Annotated in this window: 10 protein-coding genes; 4 read left to right on the top strand and 6 right to left on the bottom strand. The window is 35.0% G+C overall.

Annotated features, from left to right (window positions below):
* Window positions 1-58: 58 nt before the first annotated feature.
* The 6 genes from HHX25_RS04690 to HHX25_RS04665 form a co-directional block, all read right to left on the bottom strand.
* Window positions 59-775, bottom strand: a complete 717-nt coding sequence (locus HHX25_RS04690) for a hypothetical protein (RefSeq protein WP_169670664.1) — start codon at window positions 773-775, stop codon at window positions 59-61.
* A complete protein-coding gene (locus HHX25_RS04685; RefSeq protein ID WP_169670662.1) occupies window positions 775-4095 on the bottom strand; it encodes an alpha-amylase family glycosyl hydrolase in 3321 nt (1106 codons plus the stop codon). Before HHX25_RS04685 ends, HHX25_RS04690 begins: the two co-directional genes overlap by 1 nt.
* 68 nt (window positions 4096-4163) lie before the next feature.
* Window positions 4164-5627: a SusE domain-containing protein gene (locus tag HHX25_RS04680; RefSeq protein WP_169670660.1), complete on the bottom strand. Its 1464-nt coding sequence runs from the start codon at window positions 5625-5627 to the stop codon at window positions 4164-4166.
* A 17-nt stretch (window positions 5628-5644) separates the two neighbouring features.
* On the bottom strand, window positions 5645-6775 hold the full coding sequence (locus HHX25_RS04675) for a SusE domain-containing protein (RefSeq protein ID WP_169670658.1): 1131 nt from the start codon (window positions 6773-6775) through the stop codon (window positions 5645-5647).
* Between the two features lie 13 nt (window positions 6776-6788).
* Window positions 6789-8393, bottom strand: a complete 1605-nt coding sequence (locus HHX25_RS04670) for a RagB/SusD family nutrient uptake outer membrane protein (protein WP_169670656.1) — start codon at window positions 8391-8393, stop codon at window positions 6789-6791.
* Window positions 8394-8403: 10 nt separating this feature from the next.
* The gene (locus tag HHX25_RS04665) at window positions 8404-11310 is read right to left on the bottom strand and encodes a SusC/RagA family TonB-linked outer membrane protein (RefSeq protein ID WP_169670654.1); all 2907 of its coding nucleotides are present in this window, start codon (window positions 11308-11310) and stop codon (window positions 8404-8406) included.
* Between the two features lie 216 nt (window positions 11311-11526).
* Between HHX25_RS04665 and HHX25_RS04660 the strand changes: the two genes are divergently transcribed.
* From HHX25_RS04660 to HHX25_RS04645, 4 genes are all read left to right on the top strand, one after another.
* Window positions 11527-12600, top strand: coding sequence for a LacI family DNA-binding transcriptional regulator (locus tag HHX25_RS04660; RefSeq protein ID WP_169670652.1), 1074 nt, complete (start codon window positions 11527-11529; stop codon window positions 12598-12600).
* A gap of 280 nt (window positions 12601-12880) precedes the next feature.
* Complete coding sequence (locus tag HHX25_RS04655; protein ID WP_169670650.1) at window positions 12881-14254, top strand: MFS transporter; 1374 nt, start codon at window positions 12881-12883, stop codon at window positions 14252-14254.
* A 9-nt stretch (window positions 14255-14263) separates the two neighbouring features.
* Window positions 14264-14932 carry a beta-phosphoglucomutase gene (pgmB, locus tag HHX25_RS04650; protein WP_169670648.1) on the top strand — a complete coding sequence of 223 codons (669 nt, stop codon included), beginning with the start codon at window positions 14264-14266 and terminating at the stop codon, window positions 14930-14932.
* Window positions 14932-17241: a glycoside hydrolase family 65 protein gene (locus HHX25_RS04645; RefSeq protein WP_169670646.1), complete on the top strand. Its 2310-nt coding sequence runs from the start codon at window positions 14932-14934 to the stop codon at window positions 17239-17241. The genes pgmB and HHX25_RS04645 overlap by 1 nt, the downstream gene beginning before the upstream one ends.
* Window positions 17242-17243 lie beyond the last annotated feature (2 nt).

Below are 17243 nucleotides of genomic sequence, written 5' to 3'. Positions count from 1 at the left end.
ATCAAAACTTTTTAAGCTTCCTTTTTTATTCAAAGTAGTGTGTGGCTGTACTTTTATATTATTCCACACTGAATTGAAATATCTGAGATTCTGAATTATTGTTTGCATCGTCATGTGTTACAACACGCCAATAATACGTATTACCAGAAGTGACATTTACCGAAGTGGATATACTACTTGTTGTACGCTCTTTATTTGTTGGCGGATTTATGGTGCCAAAAAACACATCATATTCTTTTATATCATTATCAACATCTTCGCCCTTCCATTCTAAAGTCACATTAGTAGTGGAAGCGTTTAAGGTTTCTGATAAAATTGGAGCTACCAATTCTGCTGGAAATGGCGCATATGATGATACCGCTTCTCCTGCATTGTAAAACTTCCAAGTATTGCTTTGCGCTGTTTGTGCTCCCGAGTTTTTAGATACGACATACCATGAGTAAGGTGTGCCCCGTAAAATGGTTACACTTTTTTCTGAAATATTAGATGTGAAATTTTGAGTATTTTGAGTACCCAGATTTTTTACAAATAATTGATAAGAATCGGCATTGTTGGCATCATTCCAATTAAATATAATGGTACTTTCTGTACTTGTTAGGTTAGATCCTGTTGTACACTCTGAGTTCTGCTCTGGGTATACCAGAGTGGATGCACTGGGCGGATCTACTTGCCCTGGTCCTGAGTTTGGTTCTGTGGGGTCATCGCCGCTGCTGCAGTTCAAACTAAAAACGCAAAGTATCAAACTGGCAATACGATATATAACTGATTTTTTCATTAGTTCTTAATAATTTTAAAGCTTTTACTGTTTGTTTCTGTAGCTATTCTTAAAATATAAATGCCTTTAGAAAAACCTGAAGTATCAATATTTAGGTTGGCTTTTGTAACTTCCGTATTATAAACGCTGTTTCCTAGAATAGAATATATTACAACGCTAGCAGGCTTGTTTTCTAGCTTGCCTAGGCGCACATTTAAATTGTTGGTTATTGGATTTGGAAAAGCCAAAATACCATCACCATAAAAAATGGATTCTTCATAGTTTCCTTGACAATCTTTATTGGTTTTAATACTCATTTTATTTTCACCGAACTGCAGGGGTAATTCAATACTTGAAGCAGAGGTTTCAGTGGTTACACCGTTTAAAGTAATTTCATAAGCATCGCCTCCGCTTAGGTTTAAAGAAATAGCGTTTTTAGTATTTAATACCTTGGATATTACTGATAAATCCTCAGGTTCTGTAATGGTAATATTGAAACATTGTTCGTAACCTGTTTGCCCTTCAACCGTAATACAAACCCTGTAATCTCCAGCTTCAAGATCGGTTTTAATATAAGACAAGGTGAAGAAATCCGAGCTATTTAAACCATTTCCTGTGATGGTAGCGGTATAATTTAAATTTTCCTGAGCTGCAATATCAATAATACCATTATTGCTGCTTCTGCAGGTTTCACTGCTTATTTGTAATCTAAAATTATTGGTAGGTAATATAAAAACTTCGCAACCAGTGGCATCAACATGGGTACCCAAAGGTGTATTTGCACAGGCATCATTGGTATTTAAAACACCATCACTATCCAAGTCGTTAGGATCTATAACAGGTTGGGGTGCATAAACACGATATTCACCTGGAGCTAATATTATGGAAGCTGATACATTAGTAACATCTAATGGTTTATTGTTGTTTAATATGCTATACCATGTTCCTGTAGTTGAAAAATTAGGAACTACCGATTTTTCTACGATATCAAAATTGGCAATAACAGTCACATCAAAATCACCTGAACTGTCATTAAGATTGATACGCTTAACCAATCCATTCAAACTATATGAAAAATCGTCTGTATTAAATGTTGATGGGTATGTTTTCTTCAACATAATCATCTTTGAGGTTACATTGTATAGGTCTAATCTGTCAGGGTCTTCGTCATAATTTAAAGTCCATGCCACAGGTTTTCTGTCCAATCTACAACTCCCATCATTAATATCATTTTCACAATTAATACTTTTATCGTAACCTAATTCTCCAAATTGCCAAAGCATTTTAGGCCCAGGAACACTATAAAAAATAGCCGTAGCTGCCTCAATTCTGTTTAAAGCTGTTTGGAAATCTTTAGTGTCATGTTCAGCGTTTGAATTTCCATTATTAATGTTTCTAACCATTAACCGTTCTTCATCATGACTTTCCATATAGCCAACAATATGTGGGTTGTTCCAATTTCTTTCAGTGTAAGAGAGCCACGAAATATCAGAATCGGCTGAATAGCCCATTGTATTTTGGTTAAAACTATGGTTAAGATTGCCCCAAAGCATAAAACCGTAATTTGCCAGGGCGGTCTCCTCTGTATTATCTGCAAAATGTTCGAGAATCAAATAAGCATCGGCAGATACATGATTCCAAATATAATCTGCATAGTCTTGCAGAATAGCGATTCTGGAAGTATCAAAATTACCCCAAGCCCCAACGTTATTTGGGTTGTTGGTTTGCGTAAATCCTTTTGATAAATCGAAACGGAAACCGTCTACCTTGAATTCTTCAATCCAATATTTAAGTGTCTGTTTTACGTAGGTTTTGGTATAGTCACTTTCATGGTTAAAATCATAACCCACGTTAAATGGGTGTCTGGCATCTGGATTTAGCCAAGGATTATCTACCGTAGGTTTAAAGTTAGCACTGTCCCAATATAATTGCGCCAGAGGACTTTGACTAAATACATGATTGTAAACTACATCAATTATTACAGCAATACCTCTTTCGTGACACGAATCTACAAATGCTTTAAAATGATTTTGAGTGCCGTAATACTTATCTAAAGCACCATGAAACGATGGATTATAACCCCAACTCTCATTGCCTTCAAACTCACTTATAGGCATCAATTCAATAGCATTTATACCTAGGTTTTCAAGATAATCTAGATGAGTCATGGCAGCTAAAAATGAGTCGTCTTCGGTAAAATCACGAATCAACATTTCATAAACAACTAAATTTTCTTGGTTAGGTTTTGAAAACGAATTGATTTGCCAATTATAAGGGGTTTCATTAATTTGAAAAGTTGATACTATACCATTGGTTTTGCCCGTTGGGTAGTCCATTAAATTAGGATAAGTGGTATCAGGAATAAATTGATCATTATTTGGGTCAAGTACTTTTTTAGCATAAGGGTCTGCTATTCTTAAGGAATAATCTACGTAATACTGATAGACATATTCGGTATCAGCATCTAAACCACTTACCGTTAGCCAAAACGTATCATTATCTTTTTTCATTTGATATGATGGATCCAATTTCCAATCATTAAAGTTGCCAATTAGAAAAACATCAGTTTTCAATGGAGCCTGAAGTACAAAAGTCACAGAACCATCATTGTTTTTGTTAAGTCCGTTTTCTAATCCATTTGGTAACGTTTCATTTTGTGTGGGTGTTTTTACATAAACAGAGATACTTTCTTCTTTGGTTTCAGAATTTTGAGTGGCTGTTGCATTAATGGTAAAAATGCCAGTTGAAGAAAATGTATATGGTACAGATATACTAGTTGAAGCCAATTCAGTACCTATGGAATTATTGTTAACTGTTAACTCTAAATCTGCGGTAGTGCTAGATTCTGCAGTTATTGTAATGTTGTCGTTTAAATCAAAGACAGCGTCATTTGATGGATTGGTAATAGTAACATTCAAACCTTCTTCAAAAATTTGAATAAATAAATCTGGTCTGGATTGTAGGCTGCCATCACTACTTCTAAAAACAATAGCAATGTTTGTTACAGTTTCATTTGTATCAACATTGTAGAATGTTAATACATCTGGAGTCATTGTAAGCTCATAAATATTTGCGCTTATATTTGTAAGTTTTGGTTGTGTGGTATTGTTTCCCCATTCTCCTATAACATGCTTCCAATCTGTGTTACTCGAGGATGCAGATGTTAGAACACCTGTGTGGGCATAAATATCTCCTGTATATCCATCCAATTCCGATCCAGTAGCATCAAATGTTATGGTAAGTGCATTATTGGCTGTTGGAATTACTGGATTGGTTGATACCGATTGCGCAAAGGAAAATGATACAAAGAATAAAAGGAGTAAGGAAAGTTTCTTTTTCATGCTTTTATAAAATTTAATAAAAAAGGCTGTACTAAATTATGCACAGCCTTTTTTTAACTTTAACTAAACTAATTAGGAATAATCACATAGCCTCCATCCAAATCGTTAAACCATACATCGTAGTTTCCAGATGGTTCGGTAAACGGGAAGTTGTCTCCACCGCCTGCTAATAAAGCGGTTCCATAAAGCTCGGATGATCCTGTATATCTCCAAACATCATCCCACATATCATTAGCTCTAATTAAAAACTCTTCGCCTTGTTGGAAAGACACTGAAAGTGCATACCATAAATGAGGATTGTTAGGGTCTTGCGTGAAGTTAATTTCATCACCGTCTCCCCAGCCTCCAATAGCCTGTCCTATAATTCCCATCGTGGTATAAGTTGCAGAGCCAGAGGCATCATAAGATGTCACTGTAAAGCTGCCAGATTCTCCAACAGTGGTAAATGAATAGGTGTAATATCCAGCACTGGCAACATTAAAAGTACCAGGATCTGAACCGCCACCAGGATTTACAGCTAATGTAGAACCATCATTGGTACCCCATTGTGGTTGCCATTGTCCTTTTGTTTCTAATAACTTGAATGCACCCGCACCAAAATACCCTGTAAAGAAATAATTATTTGGCACGTCTTGATCTCTAAATATTGGTGTGTTGTTATTATTGTTGTCCCAACCTGGTGTTGTAGCATCGCCTACCATATATAAATAAGGGAAAGATACATTATAAGGCGTAACAGAAACTGTAATAGTTTCAGAAGTACGTTCTAATTCATTTCCATTAGAATTGGTATTTCGGGCAACAATTCTTAAATCCATGTCTCCTGCTGTATCAGCAGCTAATCCAATACCAATTGCAACAGCATTTAAATCTCCGTGTGTTGATGTAATGGAAGTCCCATTGGTTGAAGTTCCAACTGTTACGGGGGCTGCAAAATCGGTTCCAGAAGCCGCAGCTTCAATTGTATATGTAACATCAATTCCTAATGAAGAAGATAAAACAGGGTCTGTCCACTCTACAGTCATAGCAATATCATTTAAGGTTGCCAATGATAAAACAAAGGCATCGTTATTTGAAGGGCTTGACATTTGAGGCACTTCTGTTGGGTAAGTCGTTACTAAATATTGCACAGCATTACTAATGGTTCCACCAGCATTAATTCTCACATATATGGCAACATCTCTAAAAGTTGAAGCTCCTGCATTTCTTATGGCGTTGTTTAACTCCTCAACACTGATAGTAAAAGAGTTTGCACTTACGTTACCTAAGTTTACTGTTGAAGGGAAATCGGCATCCAATGACATTTCAACATCATAAGAGGTACTACCTGTCACTTCATCATTCCACGCCATGGTAATAGCTGCGTTTGTAGGCGTTCCAAAATTTAAAAACACATTACTTATACCAGGTTGTTGTAAAACAAAGGCTGGTTCGGGAGACGTTATCTCAATGCTTTCTTCAGTTTCACAAGCCGAAAATATTAAGGCAAGTAAAAGACATAGAAAGCCTATTTTTTTAGTATATAAATTCATATCTAATCTTTTTATAATTATAAATTCAACGGAATTAATATGTAACGACCATCTAAATCGCTAAACCAAACTTCGTAATCGTCTTCAACAATCACAGGAATACTTCCCGTATTTTCCGTAGCTTGACCAGAAAACTCTGTAGCTCCTGACCAAGTAGAACCTGTATTGGTAACAAATTGCAAATCTCCAGGAACTAATCGTACACTGGTTATATTCCACAAATGGCTATCAAAACTAGATTGTGTCATTGCGGTCGTAGCAGTTGCAGAGCCTTGAATTTCCATACTTGTAAAATCTGTAGCACCACTAGCATCAAAAGGTTCATTGGTATAAGTGTTTTTTGAGAAATCAATAGTAAATGAATAAAATCCATCACTAGGAACACCAAATCTACCAGGATCACCAGATTGTGTTCCAGGATTACCAGCTATTTCCCCAGAGGTTTTAATGTCATCATCACCTTCATTATCTGTTACACCCCATTGTGGTTGCCATAACCCTCTGGTCTCTAAAACTTTAAATCTGCCTTCACCATCACCACCTGAGCCTTTGGTAAAATAACCTGTATAGTGATATAAATTGGAATTAACGGGATCTCTAAATAAGGGTGGGTTATTATCATTATTGTTCCATCCTGGTGCCGTACCATTACCAACTAGATAAAAGTCGTTAAATTTATAATTGAAGTAAGGAAACACGCTAAAGCTAATACTATTAGATTTTACAGATAATCCATTTTGTGATCCAATGGATGAGCTTACCCTTGCATATAACATATTCCATGCGAATGGAGGTAATCCAACCGATCCAGCAGCAGCATTTAATTCGCTCACTGAAAGTGTTACCGTATTGTTGCCAGTAATACTTGTTGCTACAGTTGACTCTGTGAAAGCTTCATCTGATGCAATTTCGATACTGTAGTTAACCGAAGCTTGTTGACCGTAATCGGCTTCATTCCATGAAAGTGTCATAGCTGGGTTGTTTATGTTAACTGGATCCAACTCAATGGTAGCTATGGTTAAATCAGACAATACCACAGGTGCAGTTTCTGATGCAATGAATTTTTCAGTATCATCATCACATGAACTAGACAGTATAAAAGCGCATACTGTAAATATAAATATTGATATTTTTTTTATGTTTTTCATTTCTAATTCGTTTTTAGTACCCAGGGTTTTGAGTAAGGTTATTAGGGTTGGCTGCTATACTAGCCTGCGGAATAGGGTAAATATCGAAGTGCGCAGGAAGCGATATGCCATTGCTACCATTTCCTTTCCATACCCAATTGTAGCTACCTCCAGTAAATCTTTTAAATCTAATGAGGTCCTGTCTTCTGTGTGCTTCCCAATGTAATTCGCGAGCTCTTTCGTCTAGGATAAAATCTAAAGACAAATCTCCTGAGGTTATCGTATTAGAGTTGTTGGCTCTATCTCTTAGAGCATTAATATAGTCAACAGCAGTAGATAAACTACCACCGCCACCTCTTAGATGCGCTTCGGCATACATTAAGTAAACATCTGCCAATCTGTATAATGGGAAATCTGTATCTACAAATGTCTGATCGGAACCAAAACTACCAGTAGAAGTCGCATTAGAATATTTTTGAAGAATAAACCCGGTGTCTCTATCAGAAATATCTACAATATCGATAGGTCTGCCACTAGATATAATGGTATTTCTATCATCATTGGCAAAAGCTGGTCCAAAAAGGTTTGCTAATTGCTTTCTTACTCTTAGGGCACCGCCCCAACCACCAGAACCTACACCTACTTCGATTCCATTTTCTTCAATGCTTCCTACCGAACCATTGATCATAACCGTTGTTGGGCCAAAGTTTTGTGTAACAACACCGTCTGAGATAATAGGGAAAATAATCTCATTAGTTGCCGAATTGGTATTATTATCTGCCATAAAATTGTGCAAATAATTATCAGCCAAATTATAGCCACCTGCAATGATTCTTTCACAATAATTAATGCAATCACTGTATTTGTTCTCTTTAATATAAACTTCGGCATTCAAATATATTTTAGCTAAAATCATATAAGCAACAGCCTTATCTGCTCTTCCGTATTCATTTTGTCGTGGAGCAATTAAATCCGTTTCGATTTCTTTTAACTCAGTTTCTATAAAATCAAATAACTGAGCTCTGTCGTAAACTATAGGTTGAGAACTAACTGGGTCGTCCTCTGTAGCAAAATTTGCTTTACCAAAAAGATCCATCATATAATAATAAGCCATAGCTCTTAATAGCCTGGCTTCAGCTCTGTAAGCTGGTATCTCGCTTCGAACAGCTGAAGATACATTTCTACCATCTAATTTATCATCGGTTGTTTCTCGTAAAAAGTTATTAGCTAATGCAATAGATAAATGCGTTCTACTAAACATACCAAGAAGTAATGGGTTTTGAGCAGTCCAAAGATTTCTTTGTATTTCTCTAGTTCCTGGGTCGTTTTCATAAGACCAAATCATTTGATCTGCAGAAAGTGTTTGTGTATATAGAAGTACACGTCCAAACTGACTGGTACCAGCATCTATGTTTTTGAGGTTGGAACTTCCTCCTCCGTCTGTACCTGTTAACGCTAAATTTGCATATATACCAGCCAATACTTGTTTGTAAGCAGTATCATTATCAAAAAGGTCTTCACTTAGTGTTGTTTGGTCATCTTTAGGTATAATATCTAAATCGCTAGTGCATGATGCTAATACAACAATAAAAAGACATATAAGTCCAATTGTTTTATATATATTAAATCTTGTTTTCATAGTTGTTTTTTTAAAATTTAAAATTAGCTCCAGCTAAAATGTTTCTTGATCTAGGGAAAATCAAGTTATCTATTCCATTAAATACTTCAGGATCTAAACCGCTGTAGTTGGTTATAGTAAATACGTTTTGTACGCCGCCCCAAAGCCTTACGCTCTTTAATTGTTTAGAAATATTGTTAAAGGTGTAGCCCAAAGTAATGTTGTCCATTCTTAAAAACGAGGCATCTTCAACATAAGCATCTGAGATTATAACATCTGAAGTTCTTTGGAAACCTGTATTTAAAACTGTAGTTGGAATATTCCCTAATACAGCATTGTCTTGCAACAACTCGTATTGAGCTCTCGAAGAATTTGCATTGTTGTATACATAATTTCCAATATTTGCTCTTAAATTAAAAGACAGATCAAATTTCTTATAATTAATATTTGATTGAAACCCTAGAATAACATCTGCTCCTGGGTTTTCTTTTAAATATCTATCATCATCATTAATGATATTATCACCGTTTAAATCAACATAAGCACCTTCAATAGGAGCTCCAGATGTATCGTATAATTGCTTAAATACGTGAAAAGAATTTGGTGCTTCTCCAACGCGTAATAGTTGAATAGTATTTCCAGTACCTCCCGAAATACCTCCTGTTCTTACATCTTGTCCTAATGCCAATTCGGTAATTTCTCTATCTAAAAAAGTAGCATTAAAGTTAAAATCTACATTGAAATTTTCATTTTTAATAACATCGGCATTTAAAGAGAATTCGAGACCTTGTATTTGTAACTCACCAATATTTTGAATGATACTGTTTGAAAAGTTGGTTCCATCTGCTACCGCTGCGGTAAATAATAAGTCGGTAGAGTTTTTCTGAAAGAGGTTTAAAGATCCAGATATTCTTTGATCAAATAAACCGTAATCAATACCAAATTCGATAGTTGTTGTTTCTTCCCATTTCAAATCAGGATTAACTTCAGAAGCTATTAAAGATTGTATTACTGCATTGCCAAATTGATATTGAGAGTTTTGATCCCCACCTCTATAACGGTTTAGGAATATATCATTTTGGCCAGGTAGATCTTGTTGTCCAGTAATCCCGTAACTAGCTCTTAGTTTTAGATTCGATATGGTATTCGAATTTTTTAAGAAGTCTTCATCACTCATGTTCCAAGCAATGGCAGCAGCTGGGAAATCACCCCACTTATTACCTTCTCCAAAACGAGAAGTACCATCACGTCTGTATGTTAATGTTAACAGATACTTATCAAGAAAGGATAGATTCGCTCTACCAAAAAAACCGATAAGAACAACATCAGGATCTGCAAATGTGGAAGCAAAGCTGGCATCATCTCTCCTGTTTCCTGTGTTACCGCCATTGTTAGTGAATTTCTGATACGAATAACCAGCTGTAAATCCAGCGCTTATTTTATCAAAATCCTTATTATATGATAAATACCCATCTAGCAATTTATTTGTTCTTCTTTGAAACCCTCGTGAGTCATTTCCTTTTACAGGATCATTTGTTGGAACCTGAGTTGATGTAATATTTATTGTTTTTGCTTCAGTTTCATCAAACCCTATATTCAATACAGCTTTTAAAGCTGGTAAGAAATGGAATTTATATTCAAAATTTAAATTACCATAGGATCTATTAGAATCTCCCGTATTGTTAGATTGTAAAAGTGATGCTACAGGGTTTGTTGTACCGTTTGATACCACGGATCCATTTCTATGTTGGTAAAAGCCTCCAAAAGGGGATGAAGCATCATAAACGGGTTGTGTTGGATCGAAACGTATGGCTTGTCCTATAGTATTGCCAAATCGGTTATCTTCAAATGCTAAATTAGCATTTAAATTAATCTTTAAATGATCGTCAAAAAGACTAGGATTAACAGATAGACCAAGACTTCTTCTTTCAAATTTGGAAGTAAGTATAGCACCTTCTTGATTTGTTGTACCAAATGAAAATCTGGTTGGGACTGCCTTTAAAACCAATCCCTGCATAGTTATATTATGTTGAGCTGACACCGTATTTCTAAAAATTTCATCTTGCCAATCTGTATTTGCTGCGCCTAATAAACTTTCATCCAATGTCGTACCATTAATAGGTTGAGATGCTACTAATGCTCTAAATTCATCACCAGAAAAAACATTGATTCTATCTGTGATTTCACCAAAAGTATATTGCGCATCATAGGTAACACTAAGTTTAGATTTACCCTTTTTTGTGACAATAATGATAACACCATTAGATGCTCTAGAACCATAAATGGCCGTAGCCGATGCATCTTTTAAGACAGAAAAGGAGTCAATATCGTTTGGATTAATACTCGCTAAAATACCTCTAGACCCATTTAGGCCATCGTTACTAATAGGTAGTCCGTCAATTATTATAAGAGGTGAATTAGAGGCATTAATAGAAGAGCCGCCTCGAATGGTAATTTGAGATCCAGCACCAGGAGCTCCTCCAGTAGTGATACTTACACCCGATACTCTACCATTTAAAAGATTTTCAGGAGTAACAATATTTCCCTTTGTAAAATCTTCTGAAGTAATAGCTTCCACTGAGCCTGTAGCGTCTTTTTTAGTTGTAGAACCATAACCGATAACAACAATTTCGTCTAATTGAGCTGCATCATCGGTTAATTGTACATTCAAAGTTGCTTGACCAGTATATGTTATTTCTTGTGTGCGATAGCCCACATAGGAGAATACAATAATATCTCCAGTATTGACTTCGATTTGATAATTTCCATCAAAATCTGTGCTAGTTCCTGTTGTCGTGCTTTTTATAACAACATTAACCCCAGGCAAGGGAATGGAAGTCGACTGTTCTGTTACTGTTCCCGATAGCTTATTCTGCCCAAATATATACACAGGTAAAATAAGCATAAAGAACAGCAATTTTTTAGTAAATGTTTTCATGTAACTTTGTTGAATTAATGTTAGTTTGTTTAGTTTTATATTTTCACTCCTCAAATCAAAGCTATGTAAAGAAATCGTAAAGAAATAATTATAAATTACGAAATTCGCAACGAAAACGTTTTCGTGTTAACAACTTTCTAGTTTTCGTTGGTTTTATTGATAAAAATTCATAGATTTAGATGTTTAAACTACCTTAGTGCTTTTATAGACATAGTAATGAAAAGGAAAATTACTTTAAAACAAATAGCTAGAGAATTAGATGTCTCAATTTCAACGGTTTCCAAGGCGCTTAGTAATAGTAAAGAGATTAGTGAAGACACCACCAAAAAAATTCAGGCATTTGCTAAGTTGTATAATTATAAGCCCAATAATATTGCACTAAGTTTAAAGAACAGAAAGACTAAGACCATAGGTATTTTAATACCAGAAATTGTGCATCATTTTTTTTCAACCGTTATTCGGGGTATAGAGTTAATAGCAAATAGGCGGGGATATAACGTTATTGTTGGGTTGTCAAACGAATCGTTTACTAAAGAAATTATAAACATGGAAATGCTTGCTAATGGTAGTATAGATGGGTTTATTCTTTCCATTTCTAAAGAGACGTTGCTTAAGCAGGATTATCACCATTTTAATGCGACTATAAACCAAGGAATGCCTATTGTTATGTTTGATAGGGTTGTAAATGAAGTAGACTGTGATAAGGTGATAGTAGATGATTTTAATGGAGCTGTTAAAGCCGTTAAAAAGTTGATTGCTAATGATTGTAAGCATATAGCGCTTATAACCACAATGGACTATGTAAGTGTTGGTAGATTGAGGACTCAAGGATATATAGAAGCATTGGAAACTAGCGGGGTAGATGCAGATTCGAATTTGATATTGAAGATCGATGATAGTTTGGATGTAGAAAATCATTTAGAGATTTTAGAAAATGAAATTGCTCAGTTTTTTAAAATAAATGAAGATATAGATGGGGTTTTTGCTGTCAATGAATTGTATGCTGTTACTGCTATGAAGGTTGCAAGAAAGTTAGGTTTGAGCATACCCGATGATATACAAGTTATAGGTTTTACAGATGGTGTACTTTCAAAACACGCCACACCCAGTTTAACAACGGTGAGCCAACATGGTCAAAAAATAGGGGAGCAAGCAGCAAATTTATTGATAGATAGATTGGAGGCCGCAGATGCTGAAAGTGACCAGTATTTCACGAATGACGAGAGAAAATCTGATTTTATAAAAATGGTGATTGAGACCGAAATTATCGAAAGAGAATCAACTAAATAAAAAATTTATTTGGAAGAATAAAAATCTTTTGTATATCTTTGATGCGAAATCAAAACTTATATTTTCACTTCTCACAATAAGTTTTGGTAAGCATACCAACATAGTTATCAAAAAATAAAGTTCTTTTTTGTTAAATCACGTCGTGATTGATTTACGTAGTTTTACTACAAAAATTTTAAATAAGGAAACAGAACTAAAAAACGTACTTGAATGCGTTGTTTTATAATTAAATTGGTATAAAATCGCTTATCAAATAGTATTAATTTAAACGTACTATTTAATGGAAAAGCGTAGATTAAGCTTCTGGCAAATCTGGAATATGAGTTTTGGGTTTCTGGGAATTCAGTTTGGAATGGCCTTAACAGGTGGATTCATGTCAAGAATTTTTCAAACCCTAGGAGCTGAGATAGATGATATTCCTATCTTATGGATAGCTGCACCTTTAACAGGGTTACTTGTACAACCGATTATCGGTTATATGAGCGATAGGACCTGGAGTCCAAAATTAGGAAGGCGCCGTCCTTATTTTTTAATTGGAGCCATCTTAAGCTCTATTGCATTATGCTTAGTCCCGCATTCCCCTGTACTTTGGATTGCTGCCGGATTTTTATGGATTCTTGATGCTTCTATTAATATTTCTATGGAGCCCTTCAGGGCTTTGGTAGCTGATAAACTTCCAGATTCTCAAAGATCTTATGGTTTTGTTGTTCAAACACTAATTATAGGCATAGGTACTTGGGTTGCCAGTAGTTTACCTTGGATAGTTTCTCAATTAGGGGTAAGCGATTCTGCGGATGCTGGTGTTATTCCTATGTCTGTTAAAGTTGCATTTGTAATTGGAGCCGCGGTGTTTCTAATCAGTATTCTATATACTGTTTTTACAACATCGGAGTACCCTCCTGAAGATATGGAGGCCTTTGAAAAGGAAAAACAAAAAAAGAACCAATTCTTTTCAGATATAATCAAGAATATTGGGAATATGCCAATAACAATGAAAAAACTTGGACTCATACAGTTTTTTAGTTGGTTTGCATTTTTTACTATGTGGAGTTTAGCTAACCCAGCACTTACAGAGCACGTTTTCAATACGCCAGCACCAATAGAAAGTGCTTTTGATATGACGAACGCGGCTGAAGCTCAAGCATATGATTTAGCAAATACCTCATTTCAGAAATCTTCAAATCAAGTAGGGAAATATATGGGTATTTATGGGTTATCCTCAATGGTATTTGCATTGTTATTGGTGCTATATACATCCAGAAGGCGTATAAACAGAAAGTATGTTCATATGATATCTTTGATATTAGGAGGTATAGGGTTCATTTCAATGTATTTTATTCCTTCTCCAGAATATCTTGTTTTATCATTTACACTTATAGGTTTCTCTTGGGGAAGCATTTTATCCATGCCTTATGCCATGTTATCAAGTTCCGTAGACCCCAAAAAGATGGGTGTTATTATGGGGATTTTTAATATGTTTATTGTCATTCCTCAAATTATAGCAGCTATTGGCGGTATTAATTTTATCGCTGGACTTTTTGGAGATGAAACCATTAACGCAATGGTAGTCGCTGGATCAAGTCTAATCATTGCAGGGTTATGTAATTTTTTGATTACCAATAAAAAAGCAATCACTTACCAAACAGAACACTAAAAAAATAGAATGAGTACAATAGGAGTTATATTCGACCTTGACGGGGTTATTGTTGATACCGCTAAGTATCATTTTCTAGCATGGAAAAACCTTGCTAATGATTTGCATATTGAATTTACTGAAGCACATAACGAATTACTAAAAGGTGTTAGTCGTGTGCGTTCTTTAGAAATACTATTAAATATAGGCAATGTAACATTGACAGATGAAAGCAAGCAAAATGCTTTAATAAGTAAAAATGAAGATTATCTAGAATATATAAGAAAAATGAATGCTGACGAAATCCTACCTGGAGTCAATGGTCTTCTTAATGAACTAGATAGTCAGGGTATTAGGTACGTACTGGGGTCTGCCAGTAAAAATGCACCGCTAATTTTAAAACAAGTTGGGTTGTTAGAAAGATTTGAAGGTATTGTTGATGGCAATAGCGTATCAAAAGCAAAACCAGATCCGGAGGTCTTTTTAATTGGAGCAAAAAGACTTAATCTGAAGCCAGAAAACTGTATTGTTTTTGAAGATGCAATAGCAGGTATAGAAGCAGCGAATAAAGCAAACATGATATCGGTGGGTATTGGAGATAAAGATACACTGAGTGAAGCCGATTTCAATTTTAACAATTTAACTGAGATGCCTTATGATTTCTTTGCAAGGCTAACTCAGCAAAAGATTAAAAAATAATGAATCAAGATTATATAAAACCAGATAACTGGTCCATCATAGAAGAAGGATTTGACGCAAAGCGAGTGGAATCTTCAGAAAGTTTATTTAGTATTGGAAATGGTGCTATGGGGCAGCGTGCCAATTTTGAAGAGCATTATTCTGGCTCTACATTTCAAGGGAGTTATATTGCTGGTGTTTATTATCCGGACAAAACTAGAGTTGGCTGGTGGAAAAATGGCTACCCTGAATATTTTGCTAAAGTACTGAATGCTCCAAACTGGATAGGGATTCACGTGTCTATTAATGGGGAGCAACTTGATTTATTTACGTGTAAAAAAGTGACCGATTTTAGAAGGGAACTCAATATGCAAGAAGGGTGGTTATCTAGAAGCTTTAAGGCAACACTAAAAAATAATATTGAAATTCAAGTCGAAACAAAACGTTTTTTAAGTTTAGACTCTGATGAGCTAGGTGCTATTGATTATAGTGTTACACCAATAAACAATGATGCAGAAATTGTTTTTCAGCCATATTTGGATAGTGGTATCACTAATAAAGATACTAACTGGGACGATAAGTTTTGGGATACTATAAAAGTTAGTCACGAAAATCACCAGGCATTTATTCAAGCTAAAACCATGAAAACAGATTTTTATACCTGTACGTTCATGGAATCTAAGGTTTTTATAAATAATAAACCAATATTAATAGAGCCTAATATAAAGGCAGATTCTAATTACGCTTCTTTTGGTTATCAGCATCAAGTCAAGCAAGGAGAAACTTATACCATATATAAGTATGGCGGTTATATAGTTGATAGAAATTATGATAAAACCCAATTGGTTTTAAGGGGAAAAGAAGTATTGAAAAAGGCTGTAGAAACAGGGTTCCATGCGCTTTTAGAAAAACAGAAACAAGCTTGGGCGGCAATTTGGGAACGAGCAGATATTACTATACAAGGGGATGTTAAAGCGCAGCAAGGTATACGTTTCAATATTTTTCAATTGAATCAGACTTATTTAGGTAAAGATTCCAGATTAAATATTGGACCAAAAGGGTTTACTGGTGAAAAATATGGGGGCAGTACTTATTGGGATACAGAAGCCTATTGTATTCCTTTTTATATGGCAACAAAAGATGAAAAAGTAGCCAGAAGTCTTTTGGAATACAGATATAATCATTTAGAAAAGGCCATTGAGAATGCTGGAAAATTAGGATTTAATAATGGCGCAGCATTATTTCCAATGGTAACTATGAATGGAGAAGAATGCCATAATGAATGGGAAATTACGTTTGAAGAAATTCATCGTAATGGAGCTATTTCATTTGCTATTTATAATTACTATCGCTACACGGGGGATTACAGTTATATAAAAGAAAAAGGATTAGAAGTTTTAATTGCCATAGCTCGTTTTTGGCAGCAACGTGCTACGTTTTCTGAAGATAAAAACAAGTATGTTATTCTAGGAGTTACTGGTCCAAATGAATATGAAAACAATATAAATAACAACTGGTATACTAACTATTTAGCACAATGGTGTATTAACTATACGCTAGAAAATATTGATAAGATAGAAACAGAATTCTCTGATGATTTTACAAGAATTATGAATAAGGTTAAATTATCTAAAACAGAACTGAAAGCGTGGAAATCTGTTGCAGATAATATGTATTTTCCTTATTCGGAAACACATCAAGTTTACCTACAGCAAGATGGATTTTTAGATAAAGAATTGATTACTGTTGAAGATTTAGATAAGTTGGAAAGACCTATCAATCAAAAATGGTCCTGGGATAAAATCCTGCGTTCTCCATATATAAAACAAGCAGATGTTCTGCAAGGTTTTTATTTTTTCGAAGATGAATTTTCAAAAGAAGACCTGGAGCGTCATTTCGATTTTTATGAACCATTCACAGTTCACGAAAGTTCCCTGTCGCCTTGTGTACATAGTATTCAAGCAGCTAAATTGGATAGAATGGAACAAGCCTATACGTTTTATTTGCGTACCTCGCGTTTAGATTTAGATGATTACAACCATGAGGTACATGAAGGCTTGCACATTACTTCAATGGCGGGCACTTGGATGAGTATTGTTGAAGGTTTTGGAGGCATGAGAATTAAAGGTGATAAACTGTCATTTACACCTAAAATTCCTAAGCAGTGGGAGAGTTACTCGTTTAAATTAAATTTCAGAAACCATATTTTAAAAATTGACATAAGTCAAAATCAAACAAATTTTGAAGTACTATATGGTGATGACTTGGAGATTATCGTAAATGACAAACTTGTATTATTAAAAAAGAAAATCTTAAAAGCCACTAGTTAATT

Origin of the sequence: Flavivirga algicola, from assembly GCF_012910715.1 — a bacterium.
GTDB classification, from domain to species: Bacteria; Bacteroidota; Bacteroidia; order Flavobacteriales; family Flavobacteriaceae; genus Flavivirga; species Flavivirga algicola.
This window is presented reverse-complemented; position numbering and strand designations above follow the sequence as displayed.

What these genes read in the sequence shown, in the direction of transcription:
- HHX25_RS04690 (WP_169670664.1), bottom strand. Translation starts at nt 775, where the DNA reads ATGAAAAAATCAGTTATATATCGTATTGCCAGTTTGATACTTTGCGTT.
- HHX25_RS04685 (WP_169670662.1), bottom strand. Translation starts at nt 4,095, where the DNA reads ATGAAAAAGAAACTTTCCTTACTCCTTTTATTCTTTGTATCATTTTCC.
- HHX25_RS04680 (WP_169670660.1), bottom strand. Translation starts at nt 5,627, where the DNA reads ATGAATTTATATACTAAAAAAATAGGCTTTCTATGTCTTTTACTTGCC.
- HHX25_RS04675 (WP_169670658.1), bottom strand. Translation starts at nt 6,775, where the DNA reads ATGAAAAACATAAAAAAAATATCAATATTTATATTTACAGTATGCGCT.
- HHX25_RS04670 (WP_169670656.1), bottom strand. Translation starts at nt 8,393, where the DNA reads ATGAAAACAAGATTTAATATATATAAAACAATTGGACTTATATGTCTT.
- HHX25_RS04665 (WP_169670654.1), bottom strand. Translation starts at nt 11,310, where the DNA reads ATGAAAACATTTACTAAAAAATTGCTGTTCTTTATGCTTATTTTACCT.
- HHX25_RS04660 (WP_169670652.1), top strand. Translation starts at nt 11,527, where the DNA reads ATGAAAAGGAAAATTACTTTAAAACAAATAGCTAGAGAATTAGATGTC.
- HHX25_RS04655 (WP_169670650.1), top strand. Translation starts at nt 12,881, where the DNA reads ATGGAAAAGCGTAGATTAAGCTTCTGGCAAATCTGGAATATGAGTTTT.
- pgmB (WP_169670648.1), top strand. Translation starts at nt 14,264, where the DNA reads ATGAGTACAATAGGAGTTATATTCGACCTTGACGGGGTTATTGTTGAT.
- HHX25_RS04645 (WP_169670646.1), top strand. Translation starts at nt 14,932, where the DNA reads ATGAATCAAGATTATATAAAACCAGATAACTGGTCCATCATAGAAGAA.